The sequence below is a fragment of the Variovorax sp. 20P10.2.4 genome (assembly GCF_058244205.1).
The window spans coordinates 1-14232 of sequence record NZ_JBZAYE010000144.1 but is presented as its reverse complement, the minus strand read 5'-3'; the positions used below and the strand labels follow the sequence as shown (position 1 = coordinate 14232).

Genomic DNA, 14232 nt, shown 5'->3' with positions numbered 1-14232 from the left:
TGATGCCGCGCTTGAAGGCATGGTTGGGCTTGACGTCGTTCCACTCGGCGACGTTCGCGGGCCGCAGGTTGTAGCGCCGCGCGATGCTCGCCACGTTGTCGCTGCGCCCGGCCTTGACGGTGGTGCGGCGCGTGACGATCTCGGGCTGGAAGCTCAGGTGGCCGCTGTCGGCCACCACCGCCGCCACGTCCTCCTTGACGCGCGCGCCGCGCGGCACGATCAGCGTGGAGCCGGCCTTGATCAGCATGCGCGGCGGCACGTTGTTGAGCGCGCGCAGGTCCGACTCGCTCATGCCGGCGCGCTGCGCGGCATCGGCCACGGTCATGGTGTTGGGCACGACCCAGGCGGTCCAGCTCGCGTACTGGCCCTGCGTGTAGGCGTCGAAGTTGCGCTGGAACACGGCGGCGTTGTCCCAGGGCAGCAGGAGCTCGGAGGTGCCGGCGGCGATCAGCACCGGCTTGTGGGCCGCCGGGTTGAGCGCGCGGAAGTCCTCGATGCGCACGTCGGCGAGCTTGGCGGCCAGTTCCACGTCGAGGTCGCGCGTGAGCGGCACGGTCTGGAAGTAGGGGTGGTTGGCGATCACCGGCAGCTCGGCGTTGAAGGCCTGCGGGTTGGCCACGATGTTCTTCACCGCCTGCAGCTTGGGCACGTACATGCGGGTCTCGGCCGGCATCGTGAGGTCGCTGTAGGTGGTGGGCAGGCCCAGGCGCTGGTTCTTGGCGATGGCGCGGCTCACGCTGCCTTCGCCCCAGTTGTAGGCGGCCAGCGCGAGCTGCCAGTCGCCGAACATGTTGTAGAGCTTCTGCAGGTAGTCGAGCGCGGCGCGCGTGGAGGCGACCACGTCGCGGCGGTCGTCGCGGAAGATGTTCTGCTTGAGGTCGAAGTCGGTGCCGGTGGCCGGCATGAACTGCCACATGCCGGCGGCGCGCGCGCTCGACACGGCCTGCGGGTTGAACGCGCTCTCGATGTAGGGCAGCAGCGCCAGCTCGGTGGGCATGTTGCGCCGCTCGAGCTCCTCGACGATGTGGAAGATGTACTTGTTCGAGCGCTCGGTCATGCGCTGGATGTAGTCGGGCCGGCTCGCATACCACTGCTCGCGGTCGCGCACCAGGTCGCTGTCGAGGTCGGGCATCTTGAAGCCGCGGCGGATGCGGTCCCACATGTCGGCCGGCGGGGCCAGCGTGACCACGCTCTGCGAGCGCGCCTCGCTGCTGGCGATCGGGGCGAGCTGGCCGCTCGGGTAGATGGGCGCGGCCCGGCTGGCGGCGGCGCCGGTGCCGCCGGCGGTGGGGGGAGAGGAGGGGGAAGGGGAGGAAGACGAGGAAGAGGGGGTGCCGGTGCCCGCGCAGCCGGCGAGCAACAGGATGCCTGCAAGGCAGGCGGCAGCGGTGAGTTTCATCGGAAGTCGTTTTTCCATTGGCGCAGCGCCGCGAACACGTCGGCTTCGCCCGCGTCGGGGGACAGCTCGGCATGCGCGCGCACCGCTCGAAGGACAGTGGCTTCGCGGCTGCGAAGAAAGGGGTTGATCCGGCGTTCGAGGGCCAGCTGCGATGGCAGCGTGGGCTCGCCCTGGGCGCGCAGGCTTTCGCAATGCGCCCGGTACTGAGTCAGGTCGGTGTTGCCGGGTTCCACCGCCTGGGCGAAGCGCAGGTTAGAAAGTGTGTATTCGTGGGCGCAGCATACGCGGGTGTCGCCGGGCAGCGCGGCGAGCGCGTCGAGCGAAGCCAGCATCTGCGCGGGCGTGCCCTCGAACAGGCGCCCGCACCCGCCCGAGAACAGGGTGTCGCCGCAGAACAGCAGCGGCGCACGGCCCTCGGCGGCCGGCAGGAAGTAGGCGATGTGGCCGGCCGTGTGGCCCGGCACGTCGATCACCTCGAAGCGCAGGCCCAGCGCCTCGGCCCGGTCGCCCTGCACCAGCGGGGCATAGGGCTCGGGGATGCGCTCGTGCTTCGGACCCCACACCGCGGCGCCGGTGGCGGCGCGCAGCTCGGCCACGCCGCCCGTGTGATCGGCGTGATGGTGCGTGACTAGAATCGCGGCCAGTTGCAGCTTGCCGCTTGCCAGTGCGTCGAGCACCGGCCGGGCATCGCCCGGGTCCACCACGATCGCGTTGGACCCGTCCTGCAGCATCCAGATGTAGTTGTCGGCGAAGGCGGGCAGCGGAACGAGGGTCATGAGCGGTCAAATTATAGGTTTGCAGGAGTGGTTCGCGACCCCCCCCGGACGCTACCTTCTCGCCTGGGAACAAGCCCAGTTCGACCAGGCCGTGGCCGACGTTTTCGGCTACCACGCGCTGCAGCTCGGGGCCGCCCAGGTCGAGGGCCTGCGCGCCAACCGCATGCCGCACCGCTGGCTGGCGCTCGACGACCCGGCGCACCTCGCGCATGCACCGCAGGCCGTGCTGCTGACCGATTTCGCGGCGCTGCCGTTCGCGGCCAACAGCCTCGACCTGGTGGTGCTGCCGCATGCGCTCGAGCTCAGCCCCGATCCGCACGCCACGCTGCGCGAGGTCGAGCGGGTGCTGGTGCCCGAGGGCCGGGTGGTGATCTGCGGGCTCAACCCGACCAGCCTCTGGGGCATGCGGCAGCGCCGCGCGCACCTGTACCGGCGCCTGGGCTTCGGCGAACTCTTCCTGCCCGAGGGCGGCGAGTTCATCGGCTACTGGCGCATGCGCGACTGGCTGCGCCTGCTGAGCTTCGAGGTCGAGTCGGGCCGCTTCGGCGTCTACCGGCCATCCGCGCGCAGCGAGGCCTGGCTCGAGCGCAGCCGCTGGATGGACGTGGCCGGCGAGCGCTGGTGGCCGATCTTCGGCGCGGCCTACTTCCTGGTGGCGGTCAAGCGCGTGCGCGGCATGCGCCTCTTGAGCCCCGAATGGCGCCGCGCCAGCGCCCGCGCCACGGCGCCGGTGCCGATCGCGGGCAAGGTGCACCGGCAGGGACGCCGCGCCGACGGCGAATGACGTGAATATCGACAGTGAAGAAATGAAGGAACAGAGAGCTTGAACGAAGTCGTGATCTACACCGATGGTGCCTGCAAGGGCAATCCCGGCCCCGGGGGCTGGGGCGCCTGGCTCAAGTCGGGCCCCACCGAGAAGGAGCTGTTCGGCGGCGAGCTGAACACCACCAACAACCGCATGGAGCTCACGGCCGTGATCGAGGGCCTGGCCGCGCTCAAGCGGCCCTGCAAGGTCACGCTCTACCTCGACAGCCAGTACGTGCGCCAGGGCATCACCGAGTGGATCCGCGGCTGGAAGGCCAAGGGCTGGCTCACCTCGACCAAGCAGCCGGTGAAGAACGTCGAGCTCTGGCAGCGGCTGGACAAGCTGGTGCAGGAGGGCGGCCACGCCATCGAGTGGCGCTGGGTCAAGGGCCATTCGGGCGACCCGGGCAACGAGCGCGCCGACATGCTGGCCAACAAGGGCGTGGACAAGGCGCTCGGCCGCGGCTGAACACGCGGCGACTACGGGTCAGCCCTCAGAGGGAAGCGAGGCCCGCACGCTAGAGTGCGCGGGCAGGCCTCGGCAAGGGCATGGATGTTGCTTGAGGCGTTGCGATGGCCATCGCGAGATGGTTTCCAACCCTTCGCTCGCAGCATGCACCTCGACTACTCCACCGACACGGTCGACGACGCCCAGCGCTTTGCGTACTGGAGCGACGTGGTGTGCCAGCACCTGATCCCGGCCAAGAGCGTGGTGCCCGACCGCCAGCATTTCAACGCGCGCTTCAGGCTGCGCTCGCTCGGCAAGCTCGCGCTGGCCGAGATGTCGTCGCCGCGCCATGTCTGGGAGCGCGATGCCCAGCACCTGCGCAGCGGTCCCAACGAGGACTTCATGCTGAGCCTGATGGTGTCGGGCCACGGCGTGCTCTCGCAGTCGGGGCGGGAAGTGGTGCAGCGCAACGGCGACATCGTGCTCTACGACGCCGCGCGGCCCTTCAGCTTCGACCTCGCGCCCGAGTCCACGCTGCTGGTTCGCATTCCGCGCCGGCAACTGCTGTGCCGCTTTCCCGAGGCCCACAACCTCACGGCGATGCACCTGGCCGAGGGCCATCCCACGGCGCGGCTGCTCGGCCACATGATCCGCGAGGCGGCGAGCCTCGAGCTCTCGGGCAGCGAGGCCATGGAGGCCAGCCTCGCGGGCTCGATGCTCGACATGCTCTCGGCCGTGCTGCAGGTGCAGAGCGACGGCGCCGAGGCCGCGCTGTCCTCGCATGCCCAGCTCTACCAGCGCACACGCGAGTACATCGCCATGCACCTCGACGACTGCGAGCTCGACGTGGAGCAGATCGCCGCGGCGCAGCACGTGTCGGCGCGCACGCTGGCGCGCGTGTTCGCCGAATACGGCAGCACGCCGATCCAGCACCTGTGGAAGCAGCGCCTCGAGGCCAGCCACGCAGCGCTCAGCGAAGGCCGGGTGCGACAGGTCACGCAGGCCGCGTTCCAGCACGGCTTCAGCGACCTCTCGCATTTCTGCCGCGTGTTCAAGAAGGCCTACGGCGTGACGCCGCAGACCCTGCTGCGCCGCCACTGAGCACGGCCGTCCGCCGCGGCTGGCGGTTCCAGCCCATCGCGATGGCAGGCGCAGCCAAGCCGCGAACCGCATCGTTGCCTATCGTGAAGCCAGCCCCCAGACGGGCGCTTCACGCAAGGAAACGACGATGCCTTCCTCCACCTCCGATCCATCCGGTACCCCTTCGGCGATCGACACCGCCGCGCTGGCGCGCTGCGCCGGCCTCGAGCTGAGCCCCGAGCGGCTGGCCGCGGTCGATGCCGTGCTGCAGGCCTGGATTCCCGCCGCCAACGCGCTCAGCGCGCAGATGAGCGATCCCGCGCGGCAGGCGCTGATGCCGGTCACGGCCTTCACGCATGCGCACGAGCTGCCGGAGGAGGGCGCATGAACGACATCGCGAACCTGGGGCTGGCCGAAGCCGCGCGCCTGGTGCGCGCGCGCAAGGTCTCGCCCGTGGAACTGGTCGAGGCCTCGCTCGCGCGCATCCGCGCCCACGACGGCGTGCTCAGGTCCTTCATCACCGTGTTCGAGGAACAGGCCCTGCAGGTCGCGCGCGCGGCCGAGATGCTGTCGGCCGCGGGCCACGAGCTCGGTCCGCTGCACGGTGTGCCGCTGGCGCTCAAGGACAACGTCGCGCTGCGCGGCAGCCGCACCACGGCCGGCAGCAAGCTGCTCGCCGACTGGCTGCCCGAAGCCGACGCCACTGTCGCCACACGGTTGCGCCAGGCCGGCGCGGTCTTCATCGGCAAGACCAACATGCACGAGTTCGCCTGGGGCGGCACCTCGGCCAACCCGCACTACGGCGCGGTGCGCAACCCCTGGGACACCGATCGTTTCCCGGCCGGCTCCAGCGGCGGCTCGGCCGTGGCGGTGGCCGCGCGCCTGTGCTTCGGCGCCATCGGCACCGACACCGGCGGCTCGATCCGGCTGCCCTCGGCCATCAACGGCATCGTCGGGCTGCGGCCCACCTATGGCCGGGTCAGCAACCACGGCGTGATCCCGCTGGCCTGGAGCATGGACACGGTGGGCCCGATGGCCCGCAGCGTGGAGGACTGCGCGCTGATGTTCGGCGCCATCGCGGGCTTCGATCCGAAGGACGCGGCCAGCGCGCCGCGCGCGGTGGACGACTACCTGCAGGACCTCGAGGGCGGCTGCCGCCACCTGCGCATCGGCATCGTGCCGGGCTATTTCTTCGAGCACCTGCAGGCGCCGGTGCACGACGCCGTGAAGGCCGCGATCGCGGCCTTCGTCGAACTCGGCGCGCAGGTGGTCGAGGTCGACATCGGCCACATCCACGGCAACATCTCGGCCCAGCTCACCATCGAGTCGGCCGAGCCCAGCACCTACCACCAGCGCAACTTGCGCGAGCGACCCGGCGACTACGGCGACGACGTGCGCACGCTGCTCGAGGCCGGCGAGATGCTGCTGGCCACCCACTACCTGCAGGCGCAGCGCTACCGCGCGCTGCTGCGCGCCGAGTTCCTCGAGGCCTTCCGCCGCGTCGACGTGTTCGTCTGTCCCTCGCTGCCCTTCGCGGCCACGCGCATCGGCGAAACCAGCGTGGAGATCGAGCCGGGCCGGCCCGAGGACATGCTGTCCGCGATCATGCAGTTCACCGGCGTGGCCAGCCTCACGGGGCTGCCCTCGCTCAACGTGCCCTGCGGCTTCGATCCCGACGGCCTGCCGATCGGCATGCAGCTGATCGGCCGGCCCTTCGCCGAGGCCGCGCTGCTGCGCGCGGGCCATGCGTTCCAGCAGGCCACCGATTTCCACCGCCGCGCGCCCGCGCTGGCCTGAAAGCGCCAACCCACCCATCGACTGGCCGCGCCAGCACATCGCGATGGCGCTGCGAGCCAAGCCGCGAAGGCGGCGCTTCTATACCTTCGATGTCGGCGTCTTCCTACAGGCCGACCCCTTTTCCATCCACAACGAACGGAGCCTCCACACCATGCCGAACACCGATCTGCACTACCTCGAACTGCTCGAAGTCGGCCGCCTGATCCAGTCGAAGGAACTCTCGAGCGTCGAGGTCACGCAGGCCCAGCTCGATCGCATCGGGCAGGTCGACGGCGGCCTGCGCAGCTATGTGCGCGTGATGGCCGACTCGGCGCTGGCCGAGGCCAAGCGCGCCGATGCCGAGATCGCGCGCGGCGAATCGCGCGGCCCGCTGCACGGCGTGCCGGTGGCCGTGAAGGACCTGTGCTGGACCGCGGGCGTGCCCACGGCCGCCGGCATGACGCTCTACCAGGACTTCGTGCCCGAGGTCGACGGCACCGTGGTGCGCAAGCTGCGCGAGGCCGGCGCGCCGATCCTCGGCAAGCTGCAGCTCACCGAGAGCGCCTATGCCGACCACCATCCGAGCGTGTCGCCGCCGGTCAATCCGTGGAACGCGGCGCACTGGCCGGGCGTGTCCTCCAGCGGCTCGGGCGTGGCCACCGCGGCGGGCCTGTGCTACGGCTCGCTGGGCACCGACACGGGAGGATCGATCCGCTTTCCCTCGGCCGCCAACGGACTCACGGGACTGAAGCCGACCTGGGGCCGCGTGAGCCGCCACGGCGCCTTCGAGCTCGCCGCCACGCTCGACCACATCGGCCCGATGACGCGCAGCGCGGCCGATGCGGGCGCGATGCTCGGCGCCATCGCGGGCGCCGACGCGAACGATCCCACCGCCAGCCTGCTGCCGGTGCCCGACTACCTGGCCGACATCGGCCGGGGCCTGGCCGGGCTGCGCGTGGGCATCGACCTGCGCTGGGCCACCGAGGGCGTGGACGCGCCGACGCGCGAGGTCTTCGATGCCGCCGTCGCCGCGGTGAAGACGCTGGGCGGCGAACTGCGCGAGGTGCGCTTTCCCGATCCGGCGCAGGCGCTGGCCGACTGGTTCCCGCTGTGCGGCATCGAGGCCGCGGTGGTGCACGAGAAGACCTATCCGGCGCGCAAGGAGATGTACGGCCCGGCCGTGGCCGGCCTGATCGAGCTGGGGCTGGCGCAAAGCGGCACCGACTACCAGAAGATCGTGCTGCACCGCCACGACTTCAGCGGCCGCGTGCGCGCGATGTTCGAGGACATCGACCTGCTGCTGATCCCGGCCACCGGCATCGCCTCGCCGACCATGGAGCGCATGGCGCAGATGGGTGTCGACGCCGAGCTGATGGCCGCGATGCTGCGCTACACCTGCCCGTTCGACATGACCGGCAGCCCCACGATCACGCTGCCCGGCGGCTTCACGCCCGCGGGCATGCCGGTGGCCTTCCAGTTCGTGTCGCGCCACTTCGACGAGGCGCTGCTGGTGCGCGCCGGCGCGGCCTTCCAGCAGCTCACCGACTGGCACCGCCGCCACCCCGCGCTGTGAGCGCCGCGGGCTTCCCATTCCTTCGTTCTCCCTCGTTCTTTTTCTCTTCCCTCGAAAGCACCACCATGACACTACGCAATGCGCTTCTCTCCCTGGGCTGCACGCTGGCGCTGGCCACCTCGGCGATGGCCGCCGATCCGCTGAAGATCGGCCTGATGGAAGACGTCTCGGGCGACCTCGCCGTGCTCGGCAAGCCCAAGCTAAACGGCTCGCTGCTGGCCGTGGAGGAGATCAACAAGGCCGGTGGCATCATGGGCCGGCAGATCGAGCTGATCCACCTCGATCCGCAGGGCGACAACGCGCGCTACCAGGAGTTCACGCGGCGCCTGCTGAGCAAGGACAAGGTCGACCTGCTGATCGGCGGCATCACCTCGGCCTCGCGCGAGGCGGTGCGCCCGATCGTCGACCGCACGCAGACGCCGTACTTCTATACCAACCAGTACGAGGGCGGCGTGTGCGACGCCAACATGATCAGCATGGGCGCGGTGCCCGAGCAGCAGTTCTCCACGCTGATCCCCTACATGGTCCAGACCTTCGGCAAGAAGGTCTACGTGGTGGCGGCCGACTACAACTTCGGCCAGATCTCCGCCGAGTGGAACCGCACCATCCTCAAGGACCTGGGCGGCACCGTGGTGGGCGAGGAGTTCATCCCGCTGGGCGTGTCGCAGTTCGCGCAGACGATCCAGAACATCCAGAAGGCCAAGCCCGACTGGCTCTTGATGCTCAACGTGGGCGCGGCGCAGGACTCCTTCTTCGAGCAGGCCGCGGCCGCCAAGCTGAACCTGCCGATGGGCTCGTCGGTGAAGGTGATGCTGGGCTTCGAGCACAAGCGCTTCGCGCCGCCCGCGCTCAACCGCATGCATGCCACGGCCAACTGGTTCGAGGAGATCGACACGCCCGCGGCCACCGAGTTCAAGAAGCGCTGGCACGCCAAGTTCCCGAACGAGCCCTACATCAACGACATGGGCTACAACGCCTACAACACGCTCTACATGTACAAGACGCTGGTCGAGAAGGCCAAGTCGACCAAGCTGGCCGACCTGCGCAAGGTGATCGCCACCGGCGACGCCTGCATCGAGGCCGCCGAGGGCAAGATCTGCATCGATCCCAAGAGCCAGCACGTGTCGCACCAGATGCGGCTGATCTCGGTCGACGACAAGCATGCGGTGAAGGTGCTCAAGGACTACGGGACCATCCAGCCCTACTGGCTCGGCCAGATCGGCTGCGACCTGACGAAGAAGAACGACCGCAAGCAGTACACGCCCTCGGACCTGCCGAAGAAGTCCTGAGCGCGTTTGCAGCAGCCAGCCACTGACCGGGAGCCGCGGTGTTCGCCGAAATCTTCTCCTTCCTCTACCAGTTCGCCGACGTGTTCGCGTTCCTCATCCTCTCGGCGGCCGGCCTGGCCGTGGTGTTCGGGATGATGGGCGTGATCAACATGGCGCACGGCGAGTTCATCATGTGCGGCGCCTACGTCACCGTGGGCCTGGTGCACGGCGGGCTGCCGCTGCCGCTCGCGCAGCTGTGCGGCACGCTCGCGGCCGGCCTGATCGGCATGGCCGTGGAGTGGAGCCTGGTGCGCAAGCTCTACAAGCGGCCGCTCGACTCGCTGCTCGCCACCTTCGGCCTGAGCCTGATCGTCACGCAGGGCATGCTGCTGGTGTTCGGCTCCACGCTCGCGGGCGTGGGCACGCCCGAAGGCAGCTTCAGCGTGGGCGGCTACAGCTTCTCGGTCTACCGGCTGGTGCTGTTCGCGGCCGCGGTGGCGGTGCTCGGCGGCATCTATCTGGTCTTCATGCGCACCCGCTTCGGCGTGCATGCGCGCGCCACCATGCAGAACGCCTCGATCGCGCAGGCCACCGGCGTGCGCGTGGGCCGCGTGTATGCGCTGAGCTTCGGCATCGGCGCCGGCCTCGCGGGGCTGTGCGGCGCGCTCTATGCGCCGACCATGACCCTGATCCCGACCATGGGCGCGGCCTTCCTGGTCGAGAGCTTCGTCACGGTGGTGGTGGGCGGCGCCAACGTGCTGCTGGGCACCGCGCCGGCCGGCATCCTGCTCGCGGTCATCCGCACCGGCCTCAATGGCTGGGGCGGCCAGATCGTGGGCCAGATCGGGATGCTGCTGGCGGTGATCGTGGTGATCCGCATCCTGCCCGAAGGGGTGTCGGGCTGGCTGGCCCGGCGCACCCGCTGAACGGCGTCTTCCCCTGCACGGAGTCCTTCTCGCATGTTCCAACTCATCAACGGGCCGCAGACGCTGGGCGCCAGCCGCGTCTTCTGGCTTCCCTTCCTCGCCGTGCTGGTCCTGGTGCTCGCATACCCGGCCGTCGCCGATTCGTACGACGTCGGCAACATGGCCTACCTGCTGACCTGGACCTTCATGGCCATGGGCCTGTGCCTGGTCTGGGGCTACGGCGGCATGCTGTCCTTCGGCCAGACCTTCTTCTTCGGCGTGGCCGGCTACGGCTACGGCGTGCTGGCCACCAACCTGGGCGGCGAGTCGGGCACCACCTTCCTCGCGCTGGCGCTGGCCCTCGGCCTGGCCGCGCTGGCGGCGGCGGTGCTGGGCTACTTCATGATCTGGGGCCGCGTGGGCGGCGTGTTCTTCGGTATCGTCACCTTGTCGGCCACGCTGGTGCTGGCTTTCTTCCTCGGCCAGACGGCCGGGCCCGAATGGCACATCGGCAACGCGCGGCTCAACGGCTTCAACGGCATGAAGGACATGGCGCCGCTGAACATCCCGTGGTTCGGCGGCGAGCCACTCTTCTTCGAGGGCGTGGCGCTGTACTACCTGGTGGTGGCGCTGATCCTCGTGGTCTACCTCGGCCTGCGCATCCTGCTGAACTCGCGCTTCGGCAACGTGGTGGTGGCGGTGCGCGAGGACCCGCAGCGCGCCGAGCTGCTCGGCTACGACGTGCGCAAGTACCAGCTCGCGACCTTCGTCATCGGCTCCGCGCTGGCGGGCCTGAGCGGCGTGCTCTACACCTCCTGGGGCCAGTTCATCACGCCCGCGAGCATCGGCCTGCCTGCCGCGGCGATGCCGATCGTCTGGGTCGCGTTCTCGGGCCGCGGCGACATCACGGCCACGCTGGTCGGTTCGTTCCTGGTGCTCTGGGCCTTCCAGGCGCTGACGGTCTACAGCCAGCAGGCGGCGCTGCTGCTGATGGGCGCGATGCTGCTGTGCACCGTGATGGTGGCGCCGCAGGGCTTCGTGATCGGCGTGGCGAACGCGGCGCGGCGGCTGTTCGCGCGGGGCGGCGCAACCAAGCCCGCGGCGCCGTCGAAGCTGCCCGAAGCCACGACCGCGGAGGTGCGCGCATGAGCGAGGTCTTGTTGCAGACCCACGGCCTGTCGAAGCGCTTCGGCGGCCATGCGGCCGTGTCGGAGGTCGACCTCTCGGTGCGCCGCGGCGAGATCCATTGCCTGATCGGGCCCAACGGCGCGGGCAAGAGCACGCTGTTCAAGCTGATCGTCGGCACCCACGAGGCCAGCGAGGGGCGCATCGAGTTCCAGGGCCGCGAGGTGACGGACGAGCGGCCCTACCAGCGCGTGCAGCAGGGCATGAGCATCAAGATGCAGGCGCCCAGCGTGTTCCGCGAACTGCCGGTGCGGCAGAACATCCACATCGCGCTGCAGCACCATGCGCGGCTGGCCGAGCTGCGGCGCGAGGAGGACCGGCTGCTCGAGCTGCTGGACCTCGCGGCCGATGCCGACAAGCCCGCGGGCGAGCTGGCCCACGGCCAGCAGCAGTGGCTGGAGATCGGCATGGCGCTGGCGCTCAAGCCGGTGCTGCTGCTGATGGACGAGCCGACCGCCGGGCTGTCGCCCGAGGAGACCTTCAAGACCGGCGAGCTGATCCAGAAGCTCAATGCCGAGGGCATGACGGTGCTGGTGGTCGAGCACGACATGGCCTTCATCCGCCAGATCGCGCAGCGCGTGACCGTGCTGCACTTCGGCAAGGTGTTCGCCGAGGGCTCGATCGCCGAGGTGATCGCCGATCCGCGCGTGGCCGAGATCTACCTGGGGAAGACGCATGAACACCACTGAGACCGTGCTCGAGATCCGCGGCCTGCAGGCCGGCTATGGCGCCACGCCGATCCTGCAAGGCGTCGACCTGGCGGTGGGCAAGGGCGAGATCGTGGCGCTGATCGGGCGCAACGGCGTGGGCAAGACCACCACCATGCGCTGCCTGATGGGCCTGCTGCGCACGCGCGGCGGTGGCATCCGCTTCCTGGGGCGCGACATCGAGACCCTGGCCAGCGATGCGCGCGCGCGGCTGGGCATCGGCTACGTGCCGCAAGGGCGCGAGGTGTTCCCGCGCATGACCGTGGCCGAGAACCTGATGGTGGGCGAGCTGATCGGCGGCCCGCGCGGCCGCAAGCAGCCCGAGCTGGTCTACCAGTACTTCCCGCGCCTGGCCGAGCGGCGCGACCAGCTCGCGGGCACCATGTCGGGCGGCGAGCAGCAGCAGCTCGCCATCGGCCGCGCGCTGGTGGGCAACCCGGCGCTGATGCTGCTCGACGAACCCTCGGAAGGCATCCAGCCCTCGATCGTGCAGCTGATCTGCGACGTGCTGCGCGCGATCCGGCGCGACCTCGGCACCACCATCCTCTTCGTCGAGCAGAACCTCGACACCATCCTCGACGTGGGCGAGCGTGCTTACGTGATGGAGAAGGGCCGCATCGTCGGGCGCATCGAGCCCGGCGCCATGAACGCGCAGGCGGTGCGCGAGCACCTCTCGCTGTGAAGCAACCAAGAAGGAGAACCATCCCATGAGCTGGCTCGAACGATCGATCATGCAGACGCGCGGCGAGGGCCGTGCGCGCAGCGTCGCCACCCACGAACTCACCGAGGCGAAGCAGGGCACCTACCACTTCACCATCGGCCCCTACACCCAGCCCGTGCTGACGGTGAAGCCCGGCGACCGTATCGTGGTCGAGACGCGCGATGCCTTCGACGGCAAGGTCAAGACCGAGCAGGACCTGCCCTCGAAGGTGCTGACCATGCCCTTCGTCAACCCGCAGAACGGCCCGATCATGGTCGAGGGCGCCGAGCCCGGCGACGCGATCGCGGTGCACATCGAATCGATGGCGCCGCGCGGTCCCAACCCGCGCGGCACCTGCTGCATGATCCCGGACTTCGGCGCGCTGAGCGGCACCGCCTTCACCGCGCTGCTGAACCAGCCGCTGCCCGAGACCGTGCGCAAGATCGACGTGGACGAGGAGGGCGTGTACTGGAGCAAGCGCGTCACCCTGCCGTACCGCCCGCACATCGGCACGCTGAGCTGCTCGCCCGAGCTCGATTCCATCAACAGCCTCACGCCCGACCAGCACGGCGGCAACATGGACCTGCCCGACATGGGCCCGGGCAGCATCACCTACCTGCCGGTGCGCACGCCGGGCGGGCGGCTGTTCATCGGCGACGCCCACGCCTGCCAGGGCGACGGCGAGGTCTGCGGCACCGCGGTCGAATACCCGAGCCTCACGACCATCCGCGTCGACCTGATCAAGGGCTGGAAGCTCGAATGGCCGCGCCTGGAGACCGAGGCCATGATCATGGCCATCGGCAGCGCGCGCCCGCTCGAGGACGCCACCCGCATCGCCTACAAGGAGCTGGTGCTCTGGATGGAAGCCGAGTACGGCTACGACCGCTGGGACGCCTACATGATGCTGAGCCAGTGCGGCAAGGTGCGGCTGGGCAACTTCGTGGATCCGAAGTACACGGTGGGGGCGGGGATCTCGAAGGAGTATCTCGCGCCCTGAGTCCGCTCAGGCCGCGGGCCTGGCGCGCCGCTTCGGCGCCATCGTCGCGGCCACGCGCCGCACCGCCTCGGCGAATTCGGCCAGGATCGGCGGGCGCTCCATGCCGTCGCGGCGGAAGAACAGGCCGAAGGACGGCAGGCTCACCTTCGGTGCGACGGCGAGCCGGCGTACGCCGCCGCGCGCGATCTCGTCGATCGCATGCTCCAGCCGCACCGCGCACAGCAGCGACGGATCGCGGCGCAGCACCGCGCCGACCGTGACCGACGACAGGGCCTCGACGACCGGCATCGGCGGTGTCGCGCCGTCGTTGAGGAAGGCCGTCATGAAGGCCTGACGCACCAGCGTCTCGCGCGGCGGCAGCACCCAGGAGGACTGGGCCAGGTCGGCCCAGCGCAGCTTGCGCCGGGCGCCGTCGTCGTTGCCGGGGTGAGCGGTGGATGCGAGCACGCAGAGTTCGTCCTCGAGCAACACCACGGGCTCGAGCCGCGGCGCGATGTCGCTCGCGGACAGCTCGGGCGTGATGGCGCCGAAGACGCAGTCGAGCTCGCCCTCGAGCAGCCGCTCGATCAGTTCGTGGACGCGGCCCTCGCGCAGCAGCACGGCGGCGCCCGGCA

General features: G+C 69.8%; 15 protein-coding genes. 12 read left to right on the top strand and 3 right to left on the bottom strand.

What is annotated here, in order from left to right:
* Together AC27VN_RS15985 and gloB are read right to left on the bottom strand one after the other, a co-directional pair.
* Positions 1-1399 (bottom strand): transglycosylase SLT domain-containing protein (locus AC27VN_RS15985; protein WP_490877152.1); only part of this gene is annotated, 1399 nt, incomplete at its 3' end.
* Complete coding sequence (gene gloB, locus AC27VN_RS15980) at positions 1396-2175, bottom strand: hydroxyacylglutathione hydrolase (RefSeq protein ID WP_490877151.1); 780 nt, start codon at positions 2173-2175, stop codon at positions 1396-1398. The genes AC27VN_RS15985 and gloB, both read right to left, overlap by 4 nt.
* 19 nt (positions 2176-2194) lie before the next feature.
* Between gloB and AC27VN_RS15975 the strand changes: the two genes are divergently transcribed.
* The 12 genes from AC27VN_RS15975 to AC27VN_RS15920 all read left to right on the top strand — a co-directional run bounded on the left by AC27VN_RS15975 (position 2195) and on the right by AC27VN_RS15920 (position 13618).
* Complete coding sequence (locus AC27VN_RS15975) at positions 2195-2959, top strand: class I SAM-dependent methyltransferase (RefSeq protein ID WP_093341340.1); 765 nt, start codon at positions 2195-2197, stop codon at positions 2957-2959.
* Between the two features lie 39 nt (positions 2960-2998).
* Entirely contained in the window at positions 2999-3448 is a 450-nt protein-coding gene (gene rnhA, locus AC27VN_RS15970) for a ribonuclease HI (protein WP_057594204.1), read from the top strand.
* 144 nt (positions 3449-3592) lie between these two features.
* Positions 3593-4528: an AraC-like ligand-binding domain-containing protein gene (locus AC27VN_RS15965; RefSeq protein ID WP_490877150.1), complete on the top strand. Its 936-nt coding sequence runs from the start codon at positions 3593-3595 to the stop codon at positions 4526-4528.
* A gap of 127 nt (positions 4529-4655) precedes the next feature.
* A complete protein-coding gene (locus AC27VN_RS15960; RefSeq protein WP_490877149.1) occupies positions 4656-4895 on the top strand; it encodes a hypothetical protein in 240 nt (79 codons plus the stop codon).
* A complete protein-coding gene (locus AC27VN_RS15955; protein ID WP_490877148.1) occupies positions 4892-6304 on the top strand; it encodes an amidase in 1413 nt (470 codons plus the stop codon). The genes AC27VN_RS15960 and AC27VN_RS15955 overlap by 4 nt, the downstream gene beginning before the upstream one ends.
* A gap of 151 nt (positions 6305-6455) precedes the next feature.
* Positions 6456-7856, top strand: a complete 1401-nt coding sequence (locus AC27VN_RS15950) for an amidase (protein WP_203205634.1) — start codon at positions 6456-6458, stop codon at positions 7854-7856.
* A gap of 65 nt (positions 7857-7921) precedes the next feature.
* The gene (locus tag AC27VN_RS15945) at positions 7922-9145 is read left to right on the top strand and encodes an urea ABC transporter substrate-binding protein (RefSeq protein ID WP_093341349.1); all 1224 of its coding nucleotides are present in this window, start codon (positions 7922-7924) and stop codon (positions 9143-9145) included.
* Between the two features lie 38 nt (positions 9146-9183).
* On the top strand, positions 9184-10050 hold the full coding sequence (locus AC27VN_RS15940; protein WP_057592524.1) for an ABC transporter permease subunit: 867 nt from the start codon (positions 9184-9186) through the stop codon (positions 10048-10050).
* A 33-nt stretch (positions 10051-10083) separates the two neighbouring features.
* Positions 10084-11178, top strand: a complete 1095-nt coding sequence (locus AC27VN_RS15935; protein WP_490877147.1) for a branched-chain amino acid ABC transporter permease — start codon at positions 10084-10086, stop codon at positions 11176-11178.
* Positions 11175-11903: an ABC transporter ATP-binding protein gene (locus AC27VN_RS15930; RefSeq protein ID WP_057592522.1), complete on the top strand. Its 729-nt coding sequence runs from the start codon at positions 11175-11177 to the stop codon at positions 11901-11903. The genes AC27VN_RS15935 and AC27VN_RS15930 overlap by 4 nt, the downstream gene beginning before the upstream one ends.
* Complete coding sequence (locus AC27VN_RS15925) at positions 11890-12603, top strand: ABC transporter ATP-binding protein (RefSeq protein WP_479672356.1); 714 nt, start codon at positions 11890-11892, stop codon at positions 12601-12603. Before AC27VN_RS15930 ends, AC27VN_RS15925 begins: the two co-directional genes overlap by 14 nt.
* 25 nt (positions 12604-12628) lie before the next feature.
* Positions 12629-13618 (top strand): acetamidase/formamidase family protein, encoded by a 990-nt coding sequence (locus tag AC27VN_RS15920; RefSeq protein WP_479672357.1) that lies wholly within the window; start codon positions 12629-12631, stop codon positions 13616-13618.
* Between the two features lie 6 nt (positions 13619-13624).
* Here the strand turns inward: AC27VN_RS15920 and AC27VN_RS15915 are convergent.
* Positions 13625-14232: LysR substrate-binding domain-containing protein (locus AC27VN_RS15915; protein WP_490877146.1), on the bottom strand; the 608-nt coding region annotated here is incomplete at its 5' end.

Coding starts and splice junctions, on each gene's coding strand:
- AC27VN_RS15920 (WP_479672357.1), top strand. CDS start 12,629: ATGAGCTGGCTCGAACGATCGATCATGCAGACGCGCGGCGAGGGCCGT.
- AC27VN_RS15945 (WP_093341349.1), top strand. CDS start 7,922: ATGACACTACGCAATGCGCTTCTCTCCCTGGGCTGCACGCTGGCGCTG.
- AC27VN_RS15935 (WP_490877147.1), top strand. CDS start 10,084: ATGTTCCAACTCATCAACGGGCCGCAGACGCTGGGCGCCAGCCGCGTC.
- AC27VN_RS15960 (WP_490877149.1), top strand. CDS start 4,656: ATGCCTTCCTCCACCTCCGATCCATCCGGTACCCCTTCGGCGATCGAC.
- AC27VN_RS15930 (WP_057592522.1), top strand. CDS start 11,175: ATGAGCGAGGTCTTGTTGCAGACCCACGGCCTGTCGAAGCGCTTCGGC.
- AC27VN_RS15925 (WP_479672356.1), top strand. CDS start 11,890: ATGAACACCACTGAGACCGTGCTCGAGATCCGCGGCCTGCAGGCCGGC.
- AC27VN_RS15965 (WP_490877150.1), top strand. CDS start 3,593: ATGCACCTCGACTACTCCACCGACACGGTCGACGACGCCCAGCGCTTT.
- gloB (WP_490877151.1), bottom strand. CDS start 2,175: ATGACCCTCGTTCCGCTGCCCGCCTTCGCCGACAACTACATCTGGATG.
- AC27VN_RS15950 (WP_203205634.1), top strand. CDS start 6,456: ATGCCGAACACCGATCTGCACTACCTCGAACTGCTCGAAGTCGGCCGC.
- AC27VN_RS15955 (WP_490877148.1), top strand. CDS start 4,892: ATGAACGACATCGCGAACCTGGGGCTGGCCGAAGCCGCGCGCCTGGTG.